Genomic DNA, 24,587 nt, shown 5'->3' on the forward strand with positions numbered 1-24,587 from the left:
CAGGATGGCGGGCATGGAGACCGCGCCCGTCACCCTCGCCGACGTCCGCGACGCCGCCACCCGGATCGCCGGCGTCGCCCACCGCACGCCGGTGCTGCGCTCCCGCACCCTCGACGCCCTGGCCGGCGCCGAGGTGTACCTGAAGTGCGAGAACCTGCAACGGGTGGGCGCGTTCAAGTTCCGCGGCGCGTACAACGCCGCCTCCCGCCTCACCCCGCAGCAGCGGGCCCGGGGCATCGCCGCGTACTCGTCCGGCAACCACGCCCAGGCGGTGGCGCTGGCCGCCCGCGAGCTCGGCACGACCGCCGTCATCCTGATGCCCGAGGACACCCCGGTGTCCAAGCGCGACGCCGTCGCCGGGTACGGCGCCGAGGTGCTGACCTACGACCGCTACACCGGCGACCGGGTCGCCCTGGGCGAGGCGCTGGCGGCCGAGCGGGGCCTGGCGCTGATCCCGCCGTACGAGCACCCGCACGTCATCGCCGGGCAGGGCACGGCCGCGCTGGAGCTGATCGAGGAGGTCGGCGAGCTGGACGCGCTGGTCGTCCCGGTGGGCGGCGGCGGGCTGATGGCGGGCAGCGCGACGGCGGCGAAGGCGCTGCTGCCGGGCATCGCGATGATCGGGGTGGAGCCGGCGGCGGGCGACGACACGAAGCGCTCGCTGGCGGCGGGCCACCGCGTCGCGATCCCGGTGCCCCGCACGATCGCCGACGGCCAGGCCGCCGACATCCCCGGCGAGCTGACATTCTCGGTGAACCGGCGGCTCGTCGACGACATCGTGCTGGTCGGCGACGACGCCATCGTCGAGGCGATGCGGTTCGCGTTCGACCGGCTGAAGACCGTGGTCGAGCCGAGCGGCGCGACCGGCCTGGCGGCGGTGCTGGCGCGCGCGGTCCCCGGCCGCCGCGTCGGCGTGGTGCTGTCGGGCGGCAACGTGGGCGCGGCCCGTTTCGCCGAACTGGTCGGCCCGTAGACTCGCCGGTCGGCAACCGGGAGGGGCGTGGGATGAGCGGCGAGGACGTCGAGTCGGCGGAGCTGTACCTGGACCCGGCGATGGTGTGGGAGACCCTGCTCGCCGACCCGGACCTGACCCGCATCGGCGCTCTGCTGCGCGCCGCCCACGCCGACGACCGGCTGCGCGGCCGCATGCCGCACGTGCGCCACTACGCCCTGAGCTTCGACGCCTCCGGCGAGCCGGGCGAGGAGGTGTGCATCGTCCCGCTGAGCAACGGCCGCTACGTGGTGGAGGCCGCCGGCGAGGCCACCCCGGCCGACGACGCGCCCCGCGCGGTCGCGATGGCGGCCGCGGCGATCGACGAGGCCCGGTAGTCCGCGGTCCATGCCCTTTCGTCGATGGCGGCGGGTGTGGACAATCGGTCGCGCACACCGACCACGGGGGCCGAGTCATGTCGTTCAATGGGTTCATTTCGTACAGCCATGCTGCGGACGGGCGTCTGGCGCCGGCCGTCCAGCGCGGTCTGCACCATCTGGCCCGGCCGTGGCACCGGCGTCGTGCCCTGTGGGTGTTCCGCGACCAGACCGGTCTGTCGGTCACCCCGGCGTTGTGGACGTCCATCCAGCGGGCTCTCGACTCGTCGGAGTACTTCGTTCTCATGGCGTCGCCCGAGGCGGCCGCCTCGCCGTGGGTGAACAAGGAGATCCGGCACTGGGTCGCCACCAAGTCGCTCGACCACGTGTTGCCGGTGGTCACCGATGGGGAGTGGCAGTGGGACCCCCAGCGGTGTGACTTCACCGAGGACTCCACCGCGGTACCCGAGGCGCTACGCGGTGTGTTCGCCGAGGAGCCGCTCTACCTCGACCTCCGGTGGGCGCGCGACGATCAGCACCTGAGTCTGCGTCACTCCCGCTTCCGGGACGCGATCGCACAGCTGGCCGCCCCGATGCACGGCGTCAGCAAGGACGACCTGGAGGGAGAGGACGTCCGCCAGCACCGCCGGGCCCGCCGGCTGTGGTCATTCGCCGCGGCGTCGCTGGTGGTGCTGGCGTTCGCGGCCCTCCTGACCGGGCTGCTCGCCGTGCGCAACGCCGACCGCGCCAACGCGGCCGCCGCGGACGCCCGCCACCAGCAGCAGCTGGTGCTGGAGCAGCGCGGCCACGCCGAACGCTACGCCGAGGACGCCCGTCGGCAGGAAGTGCTCACGCGGCAGCAGGAGGCCCGCGCCAAGGACGCCGCCGCCGAAGTCCGACGCCAGGAGTCACTGGCCCGGAAGCAACGGGCCCTGGTCGCGAAGGCGTCGAGCGAGGCCGAGCGCCAGCAGGCGAACGCGAGGTATCAGCGCGCCGTGGCAGATCGCGCGGCGGCACGTGCGCAGCAGCAGGAGGCTGTGGCGTACCAGCAGCGCGTCAACGCCGAGAAGGCCGCCGCGGAGGCGCTCCGGCAGCAGCAGAACGCGCAGGAGCAGCAGGAAGCCGCTCGCCGGGCGGCCAACGAGGCCGATCGGCACGAGCGGATCGCGCGGGAGCAGGAGAAGAAGGCCGGCGAAGCCGCAGCCGAGGCGGGGCGCCAGCAGGAAGCCGCCATCAGCCGCCGGCTCATGAACCAGGCCAAGACCACCATGCCGAACGACCCGCAGCTCGCCCTGCGGCTGGGCCTGGCCGCCGAGCGCGTGCACCCCGACGCGGGCACACGCCACGATCTGAGCGGTCTCGTGACGTCCACCCGTTTCCTGGGGGAGCTCGCCAAGCCCGGGCAGTACGTCGGCTACGCCCGCAACGGGCTCATGGCCCTGGAGGAGGGAGACGGCTCCGTCACATTGTGGCGGGCCGGCGCGGCCGCCGAGCCGGTCCAGGTGGGATCGGTCGACGGCGACGATTCCGGCCGGACGGCGTTGAGCCCCGACGGGCAGAAACTCGTCCTGTGGGAGGCAGGCCTTGCAACGTTGTGGGATGTGAGCGATCCGGCCGCGCCGAAGCGCGGGGCGACGCTGCCCGGCACCGCCGACCGCGAATGGGTGTCGTTCAGCCCCGACGGGCGCATCCTCGCAACCGGCTCCCGGTCCGGCTGGATAGTGCTGTGGGATGTGTCTGAACCGGCCGGGCCGCCGCGCGAGCGCGCCAGGATCCCCGACCTGGACCGGGCACACAGTGGATCCTTCAGCTCGGACAGCCGAATCCTGATAGCCGTGGGCGACAAGACGCATGTCTGGGATATCGGTGATCCCGCCGTCGCGCCGGCCTATCGGGCGGCGCTGGCTGCAAGCGTGGACGGGGCTACCTTCCATCCGACTCGCCCCATAATGGTGACGTCCCACGACGATCGCATGGTGCGGCTGTGGGACGTCGGTTCCCCGGGGGAGCCGATCGAGTACGCCAAGTGGTTCGGGCAGGACGATCCCGACGTGATTGCCTTCGACGCCGACGGTGACAACCTGGTCGTACGCGAGGGGAAGAACACGGTGAGCCTGTGGAACGTCGAACGAGAGCCGTACCTTGTCGACAGCTTCCGGGTCACCGGCGATGTCAGCGGCGTGGCAGTCAGTCCGGACGGGCGGCTGGCCGTCACCGGCTGGGATTCCACGACGTTCTGGAACGTCCGTCCGGTCGGGGCGCCCCAGCCCGTCGGGCACCTGACCGGCCTCACCGCACAGGTGCAGGCCATGGCGTTCGTTCAGGGCGGCCGGACGCTTCTCTCGGTCGACTCGTCCGGAAGGGTGACTCATTGGGACATGAGGGCGCACCCGCCGGTGCCTCGCGCGGCTGTGGACATTGGCGGCGGATGGCTGTCCAAGGCGGCGTTCTCGGCCGACGGCCGGATGCTGGCCGTCATCGACCAGGACAACCGCGTGTCGCTGCTCGACGTCACCGACCGGAAGGGGCCGAGAACGCTCGGTTCATTCGACGTACCGCTGCGGTCTCTGGCCTCGATGACGTTCAGCCCGGACGGGCGCTCACTAGCCCTGCTCGAGATGGACAGGCTCAGGGTCTGGAACGTCGCCGACCCGACACATCCCGCACAGCTCGGCGAAGCAGGAGGCTTCTACGTCAACAAGCACAGGCGCGTGTCCTTCCACCCGGACGGACGCACCGTCGCCGTGCCGGCCCGGTACTCGGTGGTGCTGTTCGGCGTCACCGGCCGACCGGCCCTGACCCGGCTCGCCGAACTGCCGTCCGGCTCGGCCATGGTGTACTCGGTCGCCATCAGCCCGGACGGGCGCACCATGGCATCCGGCCAGGCCGACAGGAAGGTCGTGCTGTGGGACGTCTCCGACCTCGCGAACAGGCGACCGTCGCGGATCGGCATCCTGGACACCCACGGGTCCGTCGTAGAGTCGGTGAACTTCTCGCTCGGCGGGCACGACCTGGTGGTCAGCACCATCAAGCAGACATTCACCCTGTGGGACGTCACCGATCGCAACGCGCCCGTCCGCTACCCCGCCACGTCGCGTTATCCCCAATCGGTAGGTGGCGACCTCGTGACCTTCAGCCCCGACGGTCACACGGTCGCCCATACCGGGAACTCCTCCGTGACGTCGCCGGCCATCCAGCTGTGGGACTACTCCGAATTGAACGACGTCCGCGCCGACCCGGTCCGGCACGCCTGCGCGATCGCCGATCGCGATCTGACGGCTGAGGAGTGGGCCCTGTTCGTGCCGGAACGGCAGTACCGGCGCGCGTGCGGCTGACGCCGCGTCGGATTCGCCCGCCTAGTTCTCCGCGTGCACGGCGTCGGTGGCCTTGCGGGCCGCGATGACCACCGGGTCCCACACCGGCGCGTACGGCGGGGCGTAGCCGAGATCGAGGGCGGTCATCTCCTCGACCGTCATGCGGTTCCAGATGGCGATGGCCAGGCCGTCGATGCGCTTGGCGGCCTCGGTGCGGCCTACGATCTGCGCGCCCAGCAGCAGCCCGGTGCGCTTCTCGGCGATCAGTTTGACGCACATCGGCTTCGCGCCGGGGAAGTAGCCGGCCCGGCTGGTGCTCTCGATCGACGCCGTGACGAAGCGGTAGCCGGCGGCGGTGGCCTCGGCCGACGTGAGTCCGGTGCGGGCCACCTCCAGGTCGCAGACCTTCGTGACGGCGGTGCCGACGACGCCCGGGAAGGTGGCGTAGCCGCCGCCGAGGTTGATGCCGGCGACGCGGCCCTGCTTGTTGGCGTGGGTGCCGAGCGGGACGTGCACGGGGCGGCCCGTGACGCGGTGGACGGTCTGGACGCAGTCGCCCGCCGCCCAGATGCCGTCCGTGCCGGGCACCCGCATCCGCAGGTCGACCTCGACGGCGCCGGTGGGGCCGAGCGGCAGCCCGGCCGCCTCGGCGAGGGCCGTGTTGGGGCGCACGCCCAGCCCGAGCACGACGATGTCGGCCTCGACCGGGCCGTCGGAGGTGACGACGGCGCGCACCCGGCCGCCGTCGACCTCCAGGCCGTCGACGCCGACGCCGGTGCGCACGTCGACGCCGAGGCCGGCGACGGCGTCCGCGACGCGCGCGCCCATGTCCGGGTCCACCGTGGACATCGGCTGGGCGGCCTTCTCGATGAGGGTGACGGCGAGGCCGCGCTGGATCATGGCCTCGGCCAGCTCGACGCCGATGTAGCCGCCGCCGACCACGACGGCGCGCCGCGGGGCGGGGTCGGCGTCGAGGGCGCGCAGCACGGCGGCGCCGTCGTCGAGGGTCTGCACGCCGTACACGCCGGTGGCGTCGGTGCGGGCCCACGGCGGGGCGGCGGGGACGGCGCCGGCGGCGTACACCAGGTCGTCGAACGGCTCGCGGACCTCGCGGCCGCCGTCGTCGAGCGCCCGCGCGACGACCTCGCGCCGGTCGAGGTCGATCTCCGTGACCTCGTGCCGCACCCGGGCGTCGATGGACATCTTCGCGAACTCCGCGGGGGTGCGGCTGATCAGGGCGTCGCGCTCCGCGACGACCCCGCCGATCCAGTACGGGATGCCGCACGACGAGTACGAGGTGAAGTGCCCGCGCTCGAACGCGACGATCGACAGCTCGCCGGGGCCGGTGCGCTTGCGCGCCTGCGACGCGGCGGACATGCCGGCCGCGTTGCCCCCGACGACGACCAGCCGCCTCATCGGGCGCGGGTGTGGTCGGCCAGCCAGTCGACCACGTCGGCGATGTCGCCCCCGCCGGCGTGCACGGCGCGCTGGCGGGCGGCGCCGGTGCCGCGGGCGCGCAGGCGGCCCAGCAGCACGGTCACCATCTCCAGGTCGCCGTGGCGCTCCAGCTCGGGGCGGATGCGGTCGAACAGCTGCCGCATGAGGTGCCAGGCGGGCCGGGTCTGCCGGGTCTCCGGGTCGACGGCGAGGCCCTCCAGGCCGTCCTTGGCGGCCCGCCAGTGGGCGCCGGCCAGCACGTGGTGCGGGACGTTGAGCGGGGCCCGGCCGTCGCCGACGTCGGTGAGCACGGTGGCGACCAGGCCGCGGATGAGCGCGGCGACCAGCAGCGTGTCGTCGAGGGTGGGGCAGACGTCGCCGATGCGCACCTCGACCGTGGGGTAGCGCGCCGACAGCCGGGCGTACCAGTAGAGCATCCCGTCGTCGAGCATCGCGCCGGTGGCGACGAGGTCGGCGATCATCTGCTCGTACTCGGCGTGGTCGTGCAGGAACGGGGCCGGGCCGACGGTGGGCCAGCGCTCCCACATGACGGAGCGCCAGCTGGCGTAGCCGGTGTCGCGGCCCTGGAAGAACGGGGAGTTGGCGGTGGCGGCCTGCAGGATCGGCAGCCACGGGCGCAGGTGGTTGAGGATCTGCACGCCGGTCTCGGGGTCGGGGATGCCGACGTGGACGTGCATGCCGTTGAGGCCGGCGCCGGGGGACAGGTCGCCGAACCGTTCGACCATGCGGTGGTAGCGGGGCGAGTCGACGACGTCGATGTCGGGCCCGGGGCTGGGGTTGGCGCCGACGGCCACCAGCCGGGCGCCCGCCTTGCCGGCCGCCTCGGCGAGGCCGTGCCGCAGGTCGCCGAGGGCGCGCCACAGGTCGTGCAGGTCCAGGCCGGGCGGGCCGGCGACCTCGATCTGGCTGCGCCAGTACTCGTGCTGGACGGAGTCGCGCAGCTCGGCCGGGATGTGGTCGAACACGTCCTCGACCACCGGCGCCGCCGCGGGCGACTCGGCGTCGACCAGGAGATATTCCTCCTCGACCCCGAGCGTCAGCAGGTTCTGCGCCTCGGCCCGGCGGGCCACCTCGTCGGACACCTCGGTCGTCGTACCGCCTGTTGACATGCGCGGAGGGTTACCCGGCGGGCTGCCCGCAGAAACGGCGCCCGGATCTGATCGGGCATCCGGCACACATAGATATTGACAAGTTTATGAAATGAGGTTGAAACTTTGCGCGAGAGCGCTCTCAGGCCCCATTGATCCCGGTTGGTGACGCTGCGCCCCGGCATCGCCCACCGCCATCTCGCCATGCCATCCCCAGCCCGCGAGAAAGGCCGTCCATGAGATCGCGCATCATCGCCGTAGCCGCCGCCCTGGTCGTCGGCGGCGCCTCCGCCACCTTCGCCGTCGCCGCCGAGGCCGCCCTGCCACCCCCGCCCGCCGGCTGGACCCAGGTCTGGGCCGACGACTTCACCGGCGCCGCGAACACCCTGCCCAACGGCAACAACTGGATCATCGACACCGGCACCAGCTACCCCGGCGGCCCCGCGAACTGGGGCACCGGCGAGATCCAGACGTACACCAACAGCACCGCCAACGTCAGCCACGACGGCGCCGGCAACCTGCGCATCACCCCGCTGCGCACCGCCTCCGGCGGCTGGACCTCCGCCCGCATCGAGACGCAGCGCACCGACTTCAAGGCACCCGCCGGCGGCGTGCTGCGCATCGAGGGCCGCATCCAGATGCCCAACGTCACCGGCGCGGAGGCCGCCGGCTACTGGCCCGCGTTCTGGGCCCTCGGCGCGCCGTACCGCGGCAACTACCAGAACTGGCCGGCCATCGGCGAGTTCGACGTGATGGAGAACGTCAACGGCATCAACAGCGTCTGGGGCGTGCTGCACTGCGGCGTCGCGCCGGGCGGGCCGTGCAACGAGTTCAACGGCATCGGCGCCTCCCGCGCCTGCCCCGGCGCCACCTGCCAGTCGGCGTTCCACACCTACAGCTTCGAGTGGGACCGCAGCGTCACCCCCAACCAACTGCGCTGGTACGTCGACGGCCAGCAGTACCACACCGTCACCCAGAGCCAGATCGGCGAGCCGCACTGGTCCAACATGACCAGTCACGCCGGCTACTTCCTGCTGCTCAACGTCGCGATGGGCGGCGCCTTCCCGAACGGCGTCGCCGGCGCGGCCACCCCGACCGCGGCGACCGTCCCCGGCCGGCCGATGCTCGTCGACTACGTCGCCGTCTACAGCCGCGGCGGAGGCGGCACCACCCCGCCGACCACCCCGCCCACCACGCCGCCCACCACCCCGCCGCCGGGCGGCACCCGCGACGCGTACGCCCAGATCCAGGCCGAGTCGTTCAACGCCCAGAGCGGCGTCATCGTCGAGGGCTCCAGCGAGGGCGGCCAGAACATCGGTGCCATCCGCAACGGCGACTGGGTGCAGTTCGACAACGTCGAGTTCGGCTCCGGCGGGGTGCGCGACTTCGTCGCCCGCGTCGCCTCGGGAGCGGGCGCCGGCGTCAGCGGCCTCGTCGAGGTGCGCATCGACAACCGCGCCAACGCGCCGATCGGCAGCTTCGCCATCGGCAACACCGGCGGCTGGCAGTCCTGGCGCTCGGTGCCCGGCAACGTGTCCAACGTGTCCGGCCGGCACACCGTGTTCCTGACCTTCACCAGCGGCCAGCCGAACGACTTCGTCAACGTCAACTGGATCCAGTTCCGACGGTGAGGGAGTACGTGCCGGGGACCCGCTTCGTTCGGGCCCCCGGCACGGATTAATCGAGAGTTAAGGATTCAAGGTCTGGACCTCAACAGTTAACAGTCCTAACTTTTACCCATCCACCGTCTGTTGGGGTGGACCGGGTTCGTGGGAGGACGGCAATGAAGCTGAGGTCCAGAGGAGCGGCGATCCTGGCCGCGGTCGCCGTCGCGACGGGCGGCACGGCCGTCGCGATCCTGCCGATGGCGACGTCCAGCGCGGCGGTCAACTGCAGCGCCCTGACCGCGTGGGCGGAGGGCAGGTCGTACACCGCCGGCCAGCAGGTCAGCTACAACGGCCGGGCGTACCAGGCCCTCACCACGCACACCGCGTGGGCCGGCACCAACTGGAACCCGGCGGCGACGCCGGCGCTGTGGCGCGACCTCGACTCCTGCGGCGGCACCACGCCGACCACCCCGCCGGTGACGACCCCGCCGACCACGCGGCCCCCGACGACACCGCCGACCACCCCGCCGACCACACCCCCCACCAGCACCCCGCCCACGACCCCGCCGGTGACCACCCCGCCGCCGGTCGGCCAGTTGCCCAAGCACTTCATCACCGGCTACTGGCACAACTTCGTCAACGGCTCGGCCAACCTCCGCCTGCGCGACGTCCCGGACAAGTACGGCCTCATCGCGGTCGCATTCGGCGATCGCACCGACGTCCCGGGCCGCGTCGGCTTCCATATCGACCCGGCGCTCTCCTCCGCGCTCGGCGGGTACTCCGCCGCGGACCTGAAGGCGGACATCGCGACGCTGCACAGCCGCGGCAAGAGGGTGGTCCTGTCCATCGGGGGTGAGACGGGCACGATCTCCGTGCCCAATGCAGCCGCGGGGGAGGCATTCACGAACTCGCTGTACAGCCTCATGCGCGAGTACGGGTTCGACGGCGTCGACATCGACCTCGAGAACGGCAGCAGCTTCAACACCGATGCCATGGCGGGCGCGCTGCGGGCCTTGCGAAATCTGGTCGGCCCCAACCTGATCATCACGATGGCGCCGCAGACGCTCGACATGTACACCACGAGCAGCTCGTACTTCGCGCTGGCGCTGAAGATCAAGGACATCCTGACGGTCGTGCACACCCAGTTCTACAACTCGGGTGCGATGGACGGCTGCGGGGGCAAGGTCGTCACCCAGGGCACGGTCGACTTCATCACCACTCAGGTCTGCAAGCAGATCGAGGGCGGCCTGCGCCCCGACCAGATCGCGATCGGCGTGCCGGCCACCTCGCGCGCCGCCGGCGGCGGCTACCTGAGCCCGGCCCTGGTGAACGCCGCCCTGACCTGCCTCACCAGGGGCGTGTGCGGCGACAACTGGAAGCCCCCGACAACGTACCCCGGCATCCGCGGCGCCATGACCTGGTCGATCAACTGGGACGTTGCCACGGGCAACGGCTGGGCCGACACCGTCGCGCCGCACGTCTCCAACCTTCCCTGACCCCGACGGAGCCCCCCTCTCATGAAGCTCAAGAACAAGGCCCTCCTGGGCGCGATGGCCGTCGCCCTCACCGGCACGGCCGTGGCGATCCTGCCGATGGCCACGTCCAGCGCCGCCGAGGCGTGCGCCACCCCTTGGAACGCCTCGCAGGTCTACACCAACGGCAACAAGGCGTCGTACCAGGGCAAGAACTGGACCGCGCAGTGGTGGACGCAGAACGAGGTGCCCACCAGCAGCGGCGAGTGGGGCGTGTGGCGCAACGCCGTCGCCTGCGGTGGCGGCACCACGGAGCCGACCACCCCGCCGGTGACGACGCAGCCGACCACCCCGCCGACGACGCCGCCCACGTCCGAGCCGCCGGTGACCGGCCGGAAGATGCCGGCCGCGCCGTACATCTACCCGGGCTGGGGCAACCCGCCCGCGCCCGCCACGGTCATGAACGCCACCGGCATCAAGGCGTTCACGATCGCGTTCGTGCTGGCCAGCAACGGGTGCAACCCGGCGTGGGACGGCAGCAGCGGGCTCACCGGCGGGGCGCACGCGAGCACCATCGCGGCGATCCGGGCGGCGGGCGGTGACGTCGTGCCGTCGATCGGTGGGTGGAGCGGCAACAAGCTGGGCCCGAACTGCTCGACGCCGGAGGCGCTCGCGGGGGCGTACCAGAAGGTGATCGACACGTTCGGTCTCAAGGCCATCGACATCGACATCGAGAACACCGACGAGTTCGAGAACTACGTCGTGGCCGACCGCATCCTGGACGCGCTGAAGATCGTCAAGCAGAAGAACCCGGGCGTGACGACGATCCTCACGTTCGGCACCACGCCGACCGGCCCGAACCAGCACGGCATCCGCCTCATCCAGCAGGCGAAGGCGAAGGACGCCAGGATCGACGTCTGGAGCCAGATGCCGTTCGACTTCAACGTCGGCAACGGTGACATGCACGCCGCCACCGTCGGCGCCACCGAGGGCCTCAAGGCGCAGCTGAAGAGCACCTTCGGGTGGTCGGACGCCGAGGCGTACTCCCGGATGGGCATCTCCGGCATGAACGGGCTGTCCGACCAGTTCGAGACGACCAGCCCGGCCACGTGGACGAAGATCCGCGACTACGCCAAGGACAAGAACCTGGCCCGCTTCACCTACTGGGCGGTCAACCGCGACCGGCCGTGTCCCGGTGGCGGCGTGGTCTCCGACTGCTCGGGCATCGCCCAGGGCGAGTGGGAGTTCACCAGGATCACCGCGGGCTTCTAACCCTGACGTCCCGGGGAGCCGGTCGGTCGCTGTGCGGCCGACCGGTTCCTGCGTTTGCGCAGCTTCTTGGTGACCCACCAGGCGATGGAGACGGCGAAGAACGCGATGATGGCGTAGTCGAACCACTGGCTGTACTGGTCGAGCTTCTGCCACCGGGTGCCGAGCAGGAAGCCGCCGCCGACGAACAGGGTGTTCCAGACGCCGCTGCCGATCGTGGTGAACAGGATGAACTGCCCGATCGGCATGTGGTTGGCGCCGGCCGGGATCGACACGAGGCTGCGCACGACGGGCGCCATCCGGCCGAACAGCACGGCGCTCTTCTCGTGCCGTTCGAACCAGCGGTCGGCGACCTTCAGGTCGTCGGCGTCGACCAGCGGGATGCGGTCGAGCCAGCGGTACAGGCGGTCCTCGCCGAGGGCGTAGCCCAGCCAGTAGAGGACGAGCGCGCCGAGCAGCGAGCCGAGCGTGGCGGCGACGGTCACCCAGACGACGTTGACGCGGCCCTCGCTGGCCAGGTAGCCGGCCATCGACAGCACGATCTCGCTGGGGATGGGCGGGACCAGGTTCTCCAGGGCCACGAGCAGGCCGACGCCGACCTCGCCGAGCGACTCGATGACGGATGCCACCCAGCCCGTCAGGCCGCCGGCCTGGGCGGGGTCGCCCTCCGCCGCCAGCAGGTACGGCTCCGTCATCGATTGCTCCCTGTCTGTGGTCCGCCTGTAAGAACTACCCGGCGAAGCTGGAAGAAACCTGGACCCGGCGTAGCGTCGGGGCCGGGAAGGAGAACGACATGTTCGGACAGACGGAGGCCTTCAGCGGCTTCTCGGTGAACGACATCGACGCGGCCCGGCGGTTCTACGGCGACACGCTCGGCATCAAGGTGACCGAGGAGAACGGGATGCTGCACCTGCACATCGCCGGCGGGCACCCGGTGCTGGTCTACCCGAAGGACGACCACCAGCCGGCCACGTTCACGATCCTGAACTTCCCCGTCGGGGACGTCGACGCGGCGGTGGCTGAGCTGGCCGCCCGCGGCATCGCCCTCGAGGGGGAGGTGCAGCGCGAGTGGGGCCCGCCCATCGCCTGGTTCAAGGACCCGGCCGGCAACTGGCTGTCGGTCATCCAGCAGGGGTAGGGGCGCTCAGGGCTTCGCCCCGCTGCTGCCGCGCACGCGCAGCTCGGTGGGCAGCGTCACGGTCGACACCGGCCGCTTGGGATCGGTGATGCGGTCGGTGAGCAGCTCGGCCGCGTTGCGGCCCACCGAGTACGTGGGCTGGGCGACGGTGGTCAGGGCGGGGCGCATCAGGGTGGCCCACGGCACGTCGTCGAAGCCCACCACGCCCATCTCCTCGGGCACGGTGACGCCCTCGTCGAAGATGCGGCCGACCGCGCCGATGGTCATGAGGTTGTTGCCGACGAACACGGCGTCCGGGCGGGGGTCCACGGCGAGCAGCGAGTGCATGGCCGCGTGCCCGCCGTCGACGCCGAAGTCGGCGTGCCGCACCAGCGCCGGGTCGTGCGCGAGCCCGGCGTCGTCGAGTGCCGCCCGGTAGCCCGCCAGGCGGCGCTCGGCGGTGAACAGCCCGCGCGGCCCGGTGATGCAGGCGATGCGCCGGTAGCCGGCGGCGGCCAGGTGCCCGGTGGCGTCCCGGGCGCCCTGCTCGTTGTCGACGAGCACGGTGTCGACGTCGGCGCCGGCCATCTGCCGGTCGATGACGACGACGGGCACCCCGGCGTCGAGCAGCCGGGCGACGTGCGGCGAGCCGGCGGTGGGGGAGATGATCACCCCGGCCATCTGCTCGGTGAGCGCCGCGTTGACGTACTGGCCCTCCTTGGCCTCGTCGTTGTCGGAGTTGCACAGCACGACGGAGTAGCCGGCGGTCTGCGCCACGTCCTCGACGCCGCGCACCAGCGAGGTGAAGAACGGGTTGCCGATGTCGGAGATGATGACCGCCCACATGCTGGTTCGGCTGCGGCGCAGGTTGCGGGCGACGGCGTTGGGGCGGTAGTTGAGGTCGACCATGGCGGCGCGCACCCGCTCCGCCAGCGCGGGATCCACGTTGGCCCGGCCGTTCACCACCCGTGACACCGTCGCCGGTGACACCTCCGCGCGCCGCGCGACGTCGTAGATCGTGGCCATCCTCGTCCCCGTCCCCACAGGTTTCGCCGCGCCCCCCGCCGGGCACGGTCGAGCACAGTGAGCGCCGCCCCGGCACTCATCGTGAGGCGCCGATGATGTCAGGTGGAATTCGCCTGGAAACGGCGGACAGCACCCATTGACGGCTAGCTCACAGTCAGCATGCTGGATTCGTGAAGCCGGACAAAGAGATGCAGGATGCATGAGCGACCGTTGGTATGAGCAGGCCGTCGTCTACTGCCTCGACATCGACACGTTCGACGACGCGAACGGCGACGGCGTCGGCGACATCCAGGGCCTGATCGGCCGCCTCGACTACCTCGCGCGGCTGGGCGTCACCTGCCTCTGGCTGCACCCGATCCACCCCTCGCCCAACCGCGACGACGGCTACGACGTCACCGACTTCTACAACGTCGACCCGCGCTTCGGCACCCTCGGCGACTTCGCCGAGCTGCTGCACCAGGCCGAGAACCGGGGCATCAAGGTCATCATCGACCTGGTCGTCAACCACACGTCCGACCAGCACCCGTGGTTCCAGTCGGCGCGCAAGGGCCCCGACTCGCCGTTCCACGACTGGTTCGTCTGGTCCGACACCGAGCCGGCCGACCGCCGCCAGGGCATGGTGTTCCCCGGCGAGCAGGACGAGACCTGGACGTACGACCGGACCGCCAAGAAATGGTTCTATCACCGGTTCTACAAGTTTCAGCCGGACCTGAACATCAAGAATCCGCAGGTGCGCGAGGAGATCAAGAAGATCTGCGCGTTCTGGCTCCAGCTCGGCGTCTCCGGATTCCGGATGGACGCCGTCCCGTTCATCATCGAGCAGACCGAACCCGGTAACGCGCAATCGCCGAAGGACTTCGAGTTCCTGGCCGACCTGCGCCAGCACGTGCAATGGCGCCGCGGCGACGCCGTGCTGCTCGCCGAGGCCAACGTGGAGCCCGAGAAGCTCAAGGAGTTCTTCGGCGACCAGGGCGGCTCGGGCAACCGGCTGCACATGCTGTTCGACTTCATGCTCAACGGCCGGCTCATGCTCGCCCTCGCCCGCCAGGACCCGGAGTCGGTCATCGACGCGCTGCGCGACACCCCGGCGCTGCCGGCCGGCGCCCAGTGGGCCACGTTCCTGCGGAACCACGACGAGGTCGACCTGTCCCGGCTCACCGCCGAGCAGCGCGCCGACGTGTTCGCCGCGTTCGGCCCCGACGAGAGCATGCAGCTCTACGGCCGCGGCATCCGCCGCCGGCTCGCGCCGATGCTGGGCGGCGACCGGCGCCGCATCGAGCTGGCGTACGCGCTGCAGTTCAGCCTCCGCGGCACGCCCGTGCTGCGGTACGGCGAGGAGATCGGCATGGGCGAGGACCTGTCGCTGCACGGCCGGGACGCCATCCGCACCCCCATGCAGTGGTCGTACCTGCCCAACGCCGGCTTCTCCAGCGCCGAGCCGGACCAGCTGGTGCGGCCCGTGATCTCCGGCGGCGAGTTCGGCTACGACACCGTCAACGTCACCGCCCAGCGGCACGACCCGGCGTCGCTGCTGTCCTGGTTCGAACGCATGATCCGCACCCTGCGGGAGGCCCCCGAGGTCGGCGCCGGCAGCTGCACCCATGTCGACGTCACCGCGCCGCGCGGGGTGCTCGCCCACCGGGCCGACTCGCCGGCCGGCACGATGCTGTTCGTGCACAACCTGTCGGACGAGGCGGCCACCGTCGACCTGGGCGTCGTGGCCGCCGAGGCCGACTTCCCCAACGACGTGCTGGCCGACCAGGAGTACCCGGAGCCGGGCGACTTCACCAAGATCGATGTCGGCGGGTACGGCTACCGCTGGATCCGGCTGCGCCGCGGCACGGCCGGCTGATCGCTGTACTACCCTCGGCGGCAGGAGTTGATCGCCGAGGGGGGTGCGGGATGAGCAGGGTCGCGATCGTGACCGGCGGCGCGCGCGGCATCGGCGCGGCCACGGCGCGGCGGCTCGCCGCCGACGGGCTCACCGTGGCCGTCCTCGACCTCGACGAGGCCGCCTGCGCCGGCACGGTGGCCGACTGCCCCGGCGGCATCGCCGTCGGCGCCGACGTGGCCGACGAGGCCGCCGTCGCCGCCGCCGTCGAGCGGGTCGCCACCGAGCTCGGCGCGCCGTCCGTGCTGGTCAACAACGCCGGCGTGCTGCGCGACAACCTCATCTTCAAGATGAGCGCCGGCGACTGGGACACCGTCATGGCGGTGCACCTGCGCGGCGCGTTCCTCATGTCCCGCGCCGTGCAGAAGCACATGGTCGAGCAGCGCTACGGGCGCATCGTCAACGTGTCGAGCACCTCCGCCCTCGGCAACCGCGGCCAGGCCAACTACGCCGCCGCCAAGGCCGGGCTGCAGGGCTTCACCAAGACCCTGGCCATCGAGCTGGGGCCGTTCGGCGTCACCGCCAACGCGGTCGCGCCCGGCTTCATCGTCACCGACATGACCGCCGCCACGGCCGAGCGGATGGGCGTCGGCTTCGCCGAGTTCCAGGAGGCGGCCGCCGCGCAGATCCCCGTGCGCCGCCCCGGCCGGCCCGAGGACGTCGCGCACGCCGTGTCGTTCCTCGCCGGCGAGGACGCCGGGTTCGTCTCGGGCCAGGTGCTCTACGTGGCCGGCGGGCCGCGATGCTGACCGGGCCTGGTTGCCGGGGCAGGGTACAAAAGATGGAGGCACCCTCCACGGAGAGAAGGCGGACGCAGCAACCGTGAACGTTCGACGCATGACCAGCCGTCGCGTTGCCCTGACCACCTCGTTCCTGCTGCTCGCAGCCGGTGGCACGGCCGCGTGCGACGACTCCTCCGAGCAGGACGAGACGTTCTACTGCGCCACCGAGGACGGCACCATCGTCGACGAGGACTACTGCGACGACGACGGTGGCGGCGGAGGCGTGGGCGGGTTCTTCTTCCTGTGGCACTCCAGCGGCTACCGCCCCGGCTACGCGGTCGGCTCCAAGCTGCCCGGCGGCGGCAGCAAGTTCGCCTACAACGACCGCGCCGCGCGCCAGCGCTTCGGCCTGCCGTCCACCGGCCGGGTCACCAACGGCACGGTCAAGACGAACGTCGTCGGCAAGGGCGGCAGCGGCTCGTCCGGCAAGTCCGGCAGCTCCGGCGGCTGACCCCTACGTGAGACGACGCATGACGTCGCGGCGGGTCGGGCTGACCGCCGCGTTCCTCGCCCTGGCCGCCGGCGGTGCGGCCGCGTGCGACTCCTCGACCTACACCCCCGTGGAGGACGAGGAGGAGTACGTCTCGTACCCCGAGCCCACCTTCAGTCCCTCGCCGTCGCGCACCGCCGGCCGCACCCCGGCGCCGCGCCGCACCACGAAGCCGCCCAGCCCGTCGCCCACCCCGCCCGCGCAGGACGTCTTCTACTGCGCCGACGAGGAGGGCTACGTGGTGGACGACTGGTACTGCGACGAGGAGGAGCCCGAGTTCTACGACCCGGAGCTCTACTACCTCTGGCACTCGCCGGCGTACCGCGACTTCTGGGTCGTGGGCGACCACCTGCCCGGCGGCCGGCGGATCGCCGTCGACGACACCGTCGCCCGCCGGCGCGCCGGCCTGCCCGCGACCGGTTTCGTCGGCAACGGCTCGGTGAAGACGAACATCGTGGGACGCTCGTCCACCGGCGGCGGGTACTCCGACGACGGATTCTCCTCGGGAGGCTGACATGCGCCGCATTCCGCACGGGCCGGTCCGGCCCGGCTGGCAGCTCACCAACTTCAGCCTCGGGCTCACCTACAACGACACCGAACTGCCCGACGGGACGATGCTGTCCTACTGGCAGGAGGGGCCGTACTACGACTTCACCGAGCGGGAGATCACCGAGCTGGAGACGGCCGTGTCGACGCTGCGCGCGATGTGCGTCGAGGCCGGCGACTGGATGGTGCAGCAGTGCCCCCGGCACGACCGGGAGACCCGCCGCACCGCGTACTTCACCTCGGTCTGCAACCCCAACACCTGCTACCTGGCGAAGATCGGCATCCCCGAGTACACCCACGAGCAGATCATCCGCACCTGGTACGACGGCGACGCCGACACCTGGCAGCACACCGACAAGGACCTCGACGGCCGCCTGCCCGTGCAGACCCCCGACTACTCGCCGAGCATCTACGGCCGGTTCGACCTCTGGTACAACGGCGAGGGCAGCACGCCCCGGCTGCTGGAGTACAACGCGCAGACCCCCACGTCGCTGGTCGAGGCCGCCGTCATCCAGTGGCACTGGGCCGACCAGACCAAGCTGACCTCCCACCCGTGGATGCAGTGGAACTCCATCCACGACCGGCTCGTCGGCTGGCCCGCCGACGGCGAGGACCCGGCCGACGAGGGCGCGTGGAAGCGCAACATCCGCAAGCTGCGCGAGGCCCGCCCGTGGCTGCCGGAGAAACCGAAGATCTTCTTCGCGTACGAGACGTCCGAGACCTCCGGCGAGGACCGGATGAACGTGGCCTACCTGATGGCCACCGCCGAGGAGGCGGGATTTCCCGTCGAGCTCATCGCCATGAGCCAGATCGGCTGGGACGTCGCCGGCGACCGCGTCGTGTTCGTCCGCAAGCCCGGCGACGAGGTCAACGCCGAACCCATCGACGTCATCTTCATGCTCTACCCGTGGGAATGGCTGTGGAACGAGGAGGGCGGCAAGGCCTTCTTCCGCAACATGGCCGACCCCGGCAAGCGGGGCACCGTCTGGATCGAGCCGCCGTACACGGCCGCGCTGCTCGGCAACAAGGGCCTGCTGCCGGTGCTGTGGAACCTGTTCGGCGACGACCCGGAGCGCTCCAAGTACCTGCTGCCGTCGTACTTCGCCGAGTCCACCAAGGCGGCGTCGCTGTACTCGTACGCCAAGAAGCCGGTGTGGGGGCGCGAGGGCGGATCGGTGACGCTCGTGAAGAACGGCGACGTCATCCTCGACAACCCCACCTCCTACGGCGCCGACGGGCTGTTCGTCGTGCAGGAGCTGTGCGAGCTGCCGTCGTTCGAGGGCCTGGAGGGCACCGTCCACCCGGTGCTCGGCGCGTGGCTGGTCGAGGGCGAGCCGGCGGGCCTGGGCATCCGCGAGGGCGTCGGCAAGGACGGCCTGGTCACCCGCAACACGGGCCACTTCGTGCCCCACACGGTCGGCGCTGAGTAGCTGGTCGCCGCTCCGCGGCGACGGGCTCGCGCCGCCGCGGTGTCGCTGCCGTCCACCCTGCGGGGGACCACGGGCTTCGCCCTCGTCCTCCTCGGGCGGACGACAGCGACGCGGCGCGAGCCGGGGCCGTCAGTCGGTTCCGGGGCGGTTGCGCCAGAGCCAGTAGAGGCCGATCAGGGGCAGGACGACCGGGATGTAGCCGTAGCCGCTGCCGAAGTGCGACCACACCGTGTCGTCGGGGAAGGCGGCCGCGTCCGTGACCGTCAGGGTGCCCACCACGAGCACGCCCGCCAGCTCGACCAGGCAGCCGGCCAGGGCGATGCGCCGCCCGGTGCGACCGCCGGTGGCCAGGCCGAACGACGCCGCCAGGTAGACGGCGGCGGCCAGCGCCGACAGCAGGTACGCCACCGGGGCCTCGTCGAACTTCGTGGCGATCTGCACCCCGGCGCGGGCGCCCGCGGACACCGCGAAGACCAGGTAGACGGCGAGCAGGGCGCGGCCCGGGCCGCTGCCGAGGGCGGCGTCGCGGGGGCGGGTCGCCCGCTCGGCCATCAGGCGCTCGCGATCTGCTGCAGGCGCAGCACCAGGGCCGGCACGGTGAGGCAGGTGACGGTGAGGATCACCGAGCCCCACCGGGTGGGTTCCATGCGGGCGAGCTGGAAGCCGGTCGGCGGCACCGCCACGAACGTGATGAGGTAGCCGACGAACACGACGGTGTCGGTGGGGCGGTGGCCGGTGGCCAGCCAGACGACGGCGGCGACGGTGACCACGAGCACCAGCGCGGACAGGCCCAGGGCGGCGAGCAGCGCGGCCCGGCCGGGCGCCCGGTTGAGGACGGCCAGCACCAGGTACCACAGCGCGAGGGCCAGGGACGCCACGATCGTGACCGTGGACAGGACGCCGTTCACGCCGCCAGCGTACTGATCACCGCCCGCCGGGACAGCGCCTAGGGTGGTCGTCATGCGATTCGGTCTGCTCGGCACCGGCCCCTGGGCCGCCCTCACCCAAGCACCGGGCCTCGCGGCCCACCCCGACGCGGAGTTCGCCGGCATCTGGGGCCGTAACCCCGACAAGGCGGCCGCGCTCGGCCGGCGGCACGACGTGCCCGCGTTCTCCGACCTGGACGCCCTGCTCGACGCGGTCGACGCCGTCGCCGTGGCCCTGCCGCCGGAGGTGCAGGCGGAGCTGGCGACGCGCGCCGCGCGCGCCGGCAAGCACCTGCTGCTGGACAAGCCGATCGCGCTGACCAGCGGCGCGGCCGACGAGCTGGCCGGTGAGGTGACGGCCCGCGGCCTGGCGTCGGTGGTGTTCTTCACCAACCGGTTCATGCCGGAGATCGAGGCGGCGCTGGGCGAGGCGGCGGCCGTGGGCGGCTGGCAGGAGGCGCGCGTCGAGCACGTGTCGTCGATCTTCGAGCCGGGCAACCCGTTCGGCGCGTCGCCGTGGCGCCGCGAGCACGGCGGCCTGTGGGACGTCGGCCCGCACGCGCTGTCGATGGTGCTGCCGGTGCTCGGCCCCGTCGCCGCCGTCACGGCCATGTCCGGGCCGGGCAACTCCACCCACGTGCTGCTGCGGCACACCGCCGGCCAGGTCACCCACCTGGCGCTGTCGGTGGACGCGGCGCCGGCGGCGCAGCGCAGCTCGGCGGTGCTGTTCGGCGAGGCGGGCGAGCGCGAGCTGCCGGCCCGGTCCGACGCGGTGGTCGAGGCGTTCGGCGCGGCGATCGACCAGCTGATCGCGGCGGCCGGCGGCGGCGCCCAGCCCGCGTGCGACGTGCGGTTCGGCGCCGAGGTCACGAAGATCCTCCAGGCGGCCGAGGCGTCGGCGCGCGGCGGCCGCACCCTGGAGGTGTGACGCCCCGCCCGGCGGGTACGCCGACGCGGTGACCGACATCGATGCGGACCGGCCGCCGTCGCTCGTCCTGCCCGGCCTGCTCCTCGGGGCCGGGCTGGGCGGGTTCGTCGACGGGATCGTCCTGCACCAGATCCTCCAGTGGCACCACATGCTCTCGCACACCGAGCGGTACCCGACGACGACGCTGGCCGGGCTCCAGGCCAACACGGTCGCCGACGGGCTGTTCCACGCCGCCGCCTGGGTCGCCGTGTTCGCCGGGGTGTGGCTGCTGGCGAAGCGGCTGCGCGGGCGCCCGCACGGGCTGACCGGGCTGGTGCTGGCCGGCTGGGGGCTGTTCAACCTGGTCGAGGGCGTCGTCGACCACCACGTGCTGCAGGTGCACCACGTGCGGGAGGTGGCGAACCCGCTGCCGTGGGACCTGGCGTTCCTGGCGTTCGGGGCGCTGCTGGTGGCCGGCGGCTGGGCGCTGTACCGGCGGTCGGTCAGGAGGCGAGAGCCAGCCACTGCCCGGCGCTGACCTCGGCGCCCTCGGCGACGAGCTGGGGGCCGAGCGTGCCGTCGGCCGCGGCCGTCAGGTCCCACAGGGCGCCGTCGGGCAGCCGCACCCGGCCCAGCGCCTGCCCGGCCGCGAACGCGCCGCCCGGCGCGACGAGCCAGCGCAGCAGCCGCGCCGTGCCGCCGGGCACCGCGAACGCCAGCGGCACCGCCCGGCCGGCGGGCTCGGCCGCGGCGACGCGGCGCGGGGCGGCGTGCAGCAGCCAGCGGGCGGCCCCGCGCACGGTGGCCAGCTCCGGGTCCTCCATGCGGCGCAGCGGGCGGCCGAACGCGCGCGACAGGGCGTCCACGGCGGCGGGCAGGCGGGCGCCGCCGCCGGCCAGCAGCACGGTGGCGACCCGGTCGGCGGGCACGTGCAGCCGCGCCAGCAGGTGCCGGGCGGCGTGCACGGTGCGGTCCAGCAGCGGCGCGGCCATCTCGGCCAGCTCCGCGCGGGACAGCCGGTACGCGGGCGCGTCCGGCAGCAGCCAGTCCTCGACGAGGTCGGCGTCGCTGAGCTGGTGGCGCAGCCGCCGGGCGAACTCGGTGAGCGCCGGGCCCCGCCACTCGGGGGCGGCGCCGAGGCGGGCCGCGTACGGCAGCCGCGCGACGCCGGCCGCGAGCAGCTCGTCGAGGTCGCCGCCGCCGCAGCCGGACGCCTCGGCGAACCCGAGGACCTGCGGGGCGTGCGCGCCGATCCGCACCAGGGCGAGCTGGCAGCCGCTGTGGCCCAGGTCGTACACCAGAACGAGGTCGCCCTCGGCGAGCCCGGGCCCGGCGACGGGCGCGTGCGCGGCCGCGACCGGCTCCGGCAGCAGCTCGACGGTCGCGAACCCGGCGGCCTCGGCGGCGGCGACCAGCCAGCCGCGGCGCGGGTCGCCGGGCGGCTGCCCGGCGGGCACGGTGAGCAGGGCCCGGTCCAGCTCCTCGCCGGCCAGCCGGCACGCCTCCAGGCGCAGCGCGGTCAGCACGGCGGCGACCTGCTCGACGGGCCGGAACCGGGCCCCGCCGAGCGGCTGGGCCTCGGGGCTGGCCAGGGCGCGCTTGAAGCCGGCCGCGAAACCGCCCGGGTCGGCGGGCCGCCGGTGCAGCGCGAGGGTGCCGACGAGCATCTGCCGGCCGTCCCAGTAGACGGCGGACGGCCACCGGTACAGGCCGCTGACCGGCTCCGGCACCAGGTGGGCGACGCCGCCGGTGACGAGCGCGGCGGAGCAGGCGTCGTCGCCCAGGTCGACGACGAGGCAGGGGCGCGCGGCGGGCGGCTCAGACGTGGCGGACATCGACCCGGCTCCGTCCCTCGTGCTCGGACCGGACCAGCAGGCGGGTGCCGAGGTGACAGAACGCCACGGCGGCGCCGGGCGCGGGCTCGTCGAGCGCGGTCACCCCGCCGACGGTGAGGCGCACTCCGGCGGCGGAGGCGACGGCGGCGAGCGGGCCGTGCGTGGCCGCGGGGGCGAACGCGTCGCGGGTGCTGCGCTCGGCGTACCCGGGGTGGTGCCGCCGCCAGGCCACGTCGGACACCCGGTCGAGGCGTTCGCCGGTGCGCAGGTCCCAGAACGTGACGACGCTGCGCCGGTACCGGCCGGTGACGCGGCCGGGGACCTCGGCGGCGAGCCGCCACCGCTGTTCGTCGACGAGCACGGCGGTGGCGCCGCCCGCGTCGGGCAGCCGGACGGCGAGCTTGCCGGTGCCGACGTCCCACACGGCCACGCCGTCGGCGTCCCAGCACACCAGCACCGGGCGGTCGTCGGGGTCGATGTGGACGCGGCCCGGCGCGGGGGCGGCGAACGCCGACTCGGGGCCGTCCAGCGGCAGCGTGCGCACCGCGGCGGGCCCGCAGGCGAGCAGGGTGCGCCGGTCGGGGGTGAGCAGCCACTCCTCGCCGGACTCCCAGCGGTGGGCGAGCGGCGGCGGGTCCCCGGCGAGGGCGGCCGGGTCGCGGGACGCGTCGACGGCGACCAGCGGGCCGACCCGGGCGCCCGGCGCGGGCAGCGTCCCGGCCAGGGCCAGGTCGCGCGGGGCGACGAGCTCGTGCACCAGGTCGTCCGGGGTGCGCACCTCGGCCAGCGGGGTGCCGGCCGCGACGACCTCGCCGGGCGGGACGGTCCAGCGCAGCAGCTGCCCGGTGCCGCCGGGCACCGCCCACGCGACCGGTTCGCGCCGCCAGCCGGGGGCGAGGGCGGGCAGCCGGCGCTCGTCGGTGCGCTCGGCCCAGCGGGCCGCGCCCCGGATCACCGCGAACTCGGGCTCGGCGGCGCAGCGGGGGACCTGGCCGAGCGCGTCGCGCACCGCGGCGGTGGCGATCGGCATGCGGGCGCCGCCGCCGGCGAGCACGACCGCGGCCACGTCGGCGGGGGCCGCGCCGGCGTCGGCGAGCACCTGGCGGCACCCGGCGACGAGGCCGCGCAGAGCGCCGGCGGCCACGACGGCCAGCTCGGCGCGGTCCAGGCCGTACGCGGGGGAGACGGGGCTGAGCCGGTCGTCGGCGCGGTCCGCCGTCGACAGCCGGTGCTTGAGCCGGCGCACCAGGTCGAGGGCGTCGTGGTGGGCCCGGCGCCCGGCGTCGCCCGGGGTGGCGAGCATCGGCTCCAGCCAGGAGCGGCCGCGGGCGCGCAGGTCGGCGAACAGCGCGGCGTCCAGGTCGGCGCCGCCGGAGCCGGTGCGCACGGCGAGCAGCCGCGGCCGGTCCGGGTCGAGCGCGGCCAGCGCGACCGTCCACGTCGCCCCGAGGTCGCCGACCAGCACCAGCGCGCCGTCCGGCAGGTCCCGGGTGGTCTGCGGGTCCAGCGCGGCGGCCACCGCGTCGGTGATCAGCTCGACCTCGCCGAACCCGGCCGCCTCGCCGATCGCGATCATCGTGTCCCGGCGGGCGTCCGGCACCCCGTACGCGGCGGGGACGGTGAGCACGAGGCGGGCCAGCGGCGACCCGTAGATCTCGTGCGCCTCCTCGGCCATCGTGGACAGGTATGCGGTCAGCGCCTGCGAGCCGGTCAGCTCCCGGTCGCCGAGGCGCAGGGCGGCCTGGGCGTCGACGGCGCGGCGCGGGCCCTGCGCGTACCGGGCGGGCTCGGCGCGGCGCCGGCGCTCGGCCGCGGTGCCGGCCAGGACGCCCGCGTCACCGGCCAGGACGGACGACGGCCACGCGTTGGCGGCGGTGAACGGGTCGCGCAGCAGGGCCGTCCGCCGCTGGGCCACGATGGCGGCCGCGGACGTGACGGCGCCGAGGTCGACCGCGAGGATCGGCTCGGCCATTTCCGGTACTCCCACAGCGTCGGTCGTCAATCTCGGCGATAGTGTCCGTGAGGGCCTGTCGCACGTCCAGCGCGGGGTGCCGACGGTGCCCGAACCGACGCCTGGGCGGTGAGGCAGCTCACGCCCATCCGGCGGCCCGGCCGCGCCGA

22 protein-coding genes are annotated in these 24,587 nt (G+C 73.1%); 14 read left to right on the forward strand and 8 right to left on the reverse strand.

Annotated elements, in window-relative coordinates; genetic code table 11:
• The first annotated feature begins 13 nt into the window (after positions 1–13).
• The 3 genes from Sya03_RS02445 (at position 14) to Sya03_RS02455 (ending at position 4,643) form a co-directional block, all read left to right on the forward strand.
• Entirely contained in the window at positions 14–973 is a 960-nt protein-coding gene (locus Sya03_RS02445; RefSeq protein ID WP_203936472.1) for a pyridoxal-phosphate dependent enzyme, read from the forward strand.
• Between the two features lie 32 nt (positions 974–1,005).
• Complete coding sequence (locus tag Sya03_RS02450; protein ID WP_203936473.1) at positions 1,006–1,329, forward strand: DUF6193 family natural product biosynthesis protein; 324 nt, start codon at positions 1,006–1,008, stop codon at positions 1,327–1,329.
• Between the two features lie 77 nt (positions 1,330–1,406).
• Entirely contained in the window at positions 1,407–4,643 is a 3,237-nt protein-coding gene (locus Sya03_RS02455) for a TIR domain-containing protein (protein ID WP_203936474.1), read from the forward strand.
• Between the two features lie 21 nt (positions 4,644–4,664).
• On the opposite strand, the gene Sya03_RS02460 is transcribed toward Sya03_RS02455, so the two are convergent.
• Together Sya03_RS02460 and Sya03_RS02465 are read right to left on the reverse strand one after the other, a co-directional pair.
• Positions 4,665–6,038: an FAD-dependent oxidoreductase gene (locus tag Sya03_RS02460; RefSeq protein ID WP_203936475.1), complete on the reverse strand. Its 1,374-nt coding sequence runs from the start codon at positions 6,036–6,038 to the stop codon at positions 4,665–4,667.
• Positions 6,035–7,189 carry a carboxylate-amine ligase gene (locus tag Sya03_RS02465; protein WP_203936476.1) on the reverse strand — a complete coding sequence of 385 codons (1,155 nt, stop codon included), beginning with the start codon at positions 7,187–7,189 and terminating at the stop codon, positions 6,035–6,037. The genes Sya03_RS02460 and Sya03_RS02465 overlap by 4 nt, the downstream gene beginning before the upstream one ends.
• 215 nt (positions 7,190–7,404) lie before the next feature.
• Between Sya03_RS02465 and Sya03_RS02470 the strand changes: the two genes are divergently transcribed.
• The 3 genes from Sya03_RS02470 (at position 7,405) to Sya03_RS02480 (ending at position 11,519) form a co-directional block, all read left to right on the forward strand.
• On the forward strand, positions 7,405–8,799 hold the full coding sequence (locus Sya03_RS02470) for a carbohydrate-binding protein (protein WP_203936477.1): 1,395 nt from the start codon (positions 7,405–7,407) through the stop codon (positions 8,797–8,799).
• Positions 8,800–8,951: 152 nt separating this feature from the next.
• Positions 8,952–10,271 (forward strand): chitinase, encoded by a 1,320-nt coding sequence (locus Sya03_RS02475; protein ID WP_203936478.1) that lies wholly within the window; start codon positions 8,952–8,954, stop codon positions 10,269–10,271.
• Positions 10,272–10,292: 21 nt separating this feature from the next.
• Positions 10,293–11,519, forward strand: a complete 1,227-nt coding sequence (locus Sya03_RS02480) for a carbohydrate-binding protein (RefSeq protein WP_203936479.1) — start codon at positions 10,293–10,295, stop codon at positions 11,517–11,519.
• Here the strand turns inward: Sya03_RS02480 and Sya03_RS02485 are convergent.
• Positions 11,516–12,211, reverse strand: coding sequence for a DedA family protein (locus Sya03_RS02485; RefSeq protein WP_203936480.1), 696 nt, complete (start codon positions 12,209–12,211; stop codon positions 11,516–11,518). The genes Sya03_RS02480 and Sya03_RS02485 overlap by 4 nt on opposite strands.
• Positions 12,212–12,309: 98 nt before the next feature.
• Here Sya03_RS02485 and Sya03_RS02490 point away from each other — a divergent pair, with 98 nt between their 5' ends.
• Entirely contained in the window at positions 12,310–12,654 is a 345-nt protein-coding gene (locus Sya03_RS02490) for a VOC family protein (protein WP_203936481.1), read from the forward strand.
• A 6-nt stretch (positions 12,655–12,660) separates the two neighbouring features.
• Here the strand turns inward: Sya03_RS02490 and Sya03_RS02495 are convergent, their stop codons facing one another.
• Complete coding sequence (locus tag Sya03_RS02495) at positions 12,661–13,659, reverse strand: LacI family DNA-binding transcriptional regulator (RefSeq protein WP_203936482.1); 999 nt, start codon at positions 13,657–13,659, stop codon at positions 12,661–12,663.
• Positions 13,660–13,858: 199 nt separating this feature from the next.
• On the opposite strand from Sya03_RS02495, the gene Sya03_RS02500 reads away from it, so the two are divergent.
• The 5 genes from Sya03_RS02500 (at position 13,859) to Sya03_RS02520 (ending at position 18,798) form a co-directional block, all read left to right on the forward strand.
• Complete coding sequence (locus tag Sya03_RS02500; RefSeq protein WP_203936483.1) at positions 13,859–15,511, forward strand: alpha-amylase family protein; 1,653 nt, start codon at positions 13,859–13,861, stop codon at positions 15,509–15,511.
• Between the two features lie 50 nt (positions 15,512–15,561).
• Positions 15,562–16,299 (forward strand): 3-oxoacyl-ACP reductase FabG, encoded by a 738-nt coding sequence (fabG, locus tag Sya03_RS02505; protein ID WP_203936484.1) that lies wholly within the window; start codon positions 15,562–15,564, stop codon positions 16,297–16,299.
• Between the two features lie 88 nt (positions 16,300–16,387).
• Positions 16,388–16,783 carry a hypothetical protein gene (locus Sya03_RS02510; protein ID WP_203936485.1) on the forward strand — a complete coding sequence of 132 codons (396 nt, stop codon included), beginning with the start codon at positions 16,388–16,390 and terminating at the stop codon, positions 16,781–16,783.
• A 19-nt stretch (positions 16,784–16,802) separates the two neighbouring features.
• Complete coding sequence (locus Sya03_RS02515; protein WP_203936698.1) at positions 16,803–17,336, forward strand: hypothetical protein; 534 nt, start codon at positions 16,803–16,805, stop codon at positions 17,334–17,336.
• A gap of 1 nt (position 17,337) precedes the next feature.
• Positions 17,338–18,798, forward strand: a complete 1,461-nt coding sequence (locus tag Sya03_RS02520) for a glutathionylspermidine synthase family protein (protein ID WP_203936486.1) — start codon at positions 17,338–17,340, stop codon at positions 18,796–18,798.
• A gap of 129 nt (positions 18,799–18,927) precedes the next feature.
• On the opposite strand, the gene Sya03_RS02525 is transcribed toward Sya03_RS02520, so the two are convergent.
• Complete coding sequence (locus tag Sya03_RS02525; protein ID WP_203936487.1) at positions 18,928–19,350, reverse strand: hypothetical protein; 423 nt, start codon at positions 19,348–19,350, stop codon at positions 18,928–18,930.
• Positions 19,350–19,706, reverse strand: coding sequence for a hypothetical protein (locus Sya03_RS02530; RefSeq protein WP_203936488.1), 357 nt, complete (start codon positions 19,704–19,706; stop codon positions 19,350–19,352). Before Sya03_RS02530 ends, Sya03_RS02525 begins: the two co-directional genes overlap by 1 nt.
• Before the next feature lie 52 nt (positions 19,707–19,758).
• Between Sya03_RS02530 and Sya03_RS02535 the strand changes: the two genes are divergently transcribed.
• Together Sya03_RS02535 and Sya03_RS02540 are read left to right on the forward strand one after the other, a co-directional pair.
• Entirely contained in the window at positions 19,759–20,652 is an 894-nt protein-coding gene (locus Sya03_RS02535; protein WP_203936489.1) for a Gfo/Idh/MocA family protein, read from the forward strand.
• 28 nt (positions 20,653–20,680) lie between these two features.
• A complete protein-coding gene (locus tag Sya03_RS02540) occupies positions 20,681–21,169 on the forward strand; it encodes a DUF2243 domain-containing protein (protein WP_239107070.1) in 489 nt (162 codons plus the stop codon).
• Here Sya03_RS02540 and Sya03_RS02545 read toward each other — a convergent pair.
• Both Sya03_RS02545 and Sya03_RS02550 read right to left on the reverse strand, forming a co-directional pair.
• A complete protein-coding gene (locus tag Sya03_RS02545; protein WP_203936490.1) occupies positions 21,135–22,466 on the reverse strand; it encodes an Hsp70 family protein in 1,332 nt (443 codons plus the stop codon). The two genes, Sya03_RS02540 and Sya03_RS02545, sit on opposite strands and share 35 nt — an antisense overlap.
• Positions 22,450–24,438, reverse strand: coding sequence for an Hsp70 family protein (locus Sya03_RS02550; RefSeq protein WP_203936491.1), 1,989 nt, complete (start codon positions 24,436–24,438; stop codon positions 22,450–22,452). Before Sya03_RS02550 ends, Sya03_RS02545 begins: the two co-directional genes overlap by 17 nt.
• Positions 24,439–24,587 lie beyond the last annotated feature (149 nt).

It is taken from the genome of Spirilliplanes yamanashiensis (assembly GCF_016863475.1).
GTDB classification, from domain to species: Bacteria; Actinomycetota; Actinomycetes; order Mycobacteriales; family Micromonosporaceae; genus Spirilliplanes; species Spirilliplanes yamanashiensis.

Excerpts from the sequence above, each read along its gene's own strand:
- Sya03_RS02445 (WP_203936472.1), top strand. The coding sequence starts at position 14 with ATGGAGACCGCGCCCGTCACCCTCGCCGACGTCCGCGACGCCGCCACC.
- Sya03_RS02450 (WP_203936473.1), top strand. The coding sequence starts at position 1,006 with ATGAGCGGCGAGGACGTCGAGTCGGCGGAGCTGTACCTGGACCCGGCG.
- Sya03_RS02455 (WP_203936474.1), top strand. The coding sequence starts at position 1,407 with ATGTCGTTCAATGGGTTCATTTCGTACAGCCATGCTGCGGACGGGCGT.
- Sya03_RS02460 (WP_203936475.1), bottom strand. The coding sequence starts at position 6,038 with ATGAGGCGGCTGGTCGTCGTCGGGGGCAACGCGGCCGGCATGTCCGCC.
- Sya03_RS02465 (WP_203936476.1), bottom strand. The coding sequence starts at position 7,189 with ATGTCAACAGGCGGTACGACGACCGAGGTGTCCGACGAGGTGGCCCGC.
- Sya03_RS02470 (WP_203936477.1), top strand. The coding sequence starts at position 7,405 with ATGAGATCGCGCATCATCGCCGTAGCCGCCGCCCTGGTCGTCGGCGGC.
- Sya03_RS02475 (WP_203936478.1), top strand. The coding sequence starts at position 8,952 with ATGAAGCTGAGGTCCAGAGGAGCGGCGATCCTGGCCGCGGTCGCCGTC.
- Sya03_RS02480 (WP_203936479.1), top strand. The coding sequence starts at position 10,293 with ATGAAGCTCAAGAACAAGGCCCTCCTGGGCGCGATGGCCGTCGCCCTC.
- Sya03_RS02485 (WP_203936480.1), bottom strand. The coding sequence starts at position 12,211 with ATGACGGAGCCGTACCTGCTGGCGGCGGAGGGCGACCCCGCCCAGGCC.
- Sya03_RS02490 (WP_203936481.1), top strand. The coding sequence starts at position 12,310 with ATGTTCGGACAGACGGAGGCCTTCAGCGGCTTCTCGGTGAACGACATC.
- Sya03_RS02495 (WP_203936482.1), bottom strand. The coding sequence starts at position 13,659 with ATGGCCACGATCTACGACGTCGCGCGGCGCGCGGAGGTGTCACCGGCG.
- Sya03_RS02500 (WP_203936483.1), top strand. The coding sequence starts at position 13,859 with ATGAGCGACCGTTGGTATGAGCAGGCCGTCGTCTACTGCCTCGACATC.
- fabG (WP_203936484.1), top strand. The coding sequence starts at position 15,562 with ATGAGCAGGGTCGCGATCGTGACCGGCGGCGCGCGCGGCATCGGCGCG.
- Sya03_RS02510 (WP_203936485.1), top strand. The coding sequence starts at position 16,388 with ATGACCAGCCGTCGCGTTGCCCTGACCACCTCGTTCCTGCTGCTCGCA.
- Sya03_RS02515 (WP_203936698.1), top strand. The coding sequence starts at position 16,803 with ATGACGTCGCGGCGGGTCGGGCTGACCGCCGCGTTCCTCGCCCTGGCC.
- Sya03_RS02520 (WP_203936486.1), top strand. The coding sequence starts at position 17,338 with ATGCGCCGCATTCCGCACGGGCCGGTCCGGCCCGGCTGGCAGCTCACC.
- Sya03_RS02525 (WP_203936487.1), bottom strand. The coding sequence starts at position 19,350 with ATGGCCGAGCGGGCGACCCGCCCCCGCGACGCCGCCCTCGGCAGCGGC.
- Sya03_RS02535 (WP_203936489.1), top strand. The coding sequence starts at position 19,759 with ATGCGATTCGGTCTGCTCGGCACCGGCCCCTGGGCCGCCCTCACCCAA.
- Sya03_RS02545 (WP_203936490.1), bottom strand. The coding sequence starts at position 22,466 with ATGTCCGCCACGTCTGAGCCGCCCGCCGCGCGCCCCTGCCTCGTCGTC.
- Sya03_RS02550 (WP_203936491.1), bottom strand. The coding sequence starts at position 24,438 with ATGGCCGAGCCGATCCTCGCGGTCGACCTCGGCGCCGTCACGTCCGCG.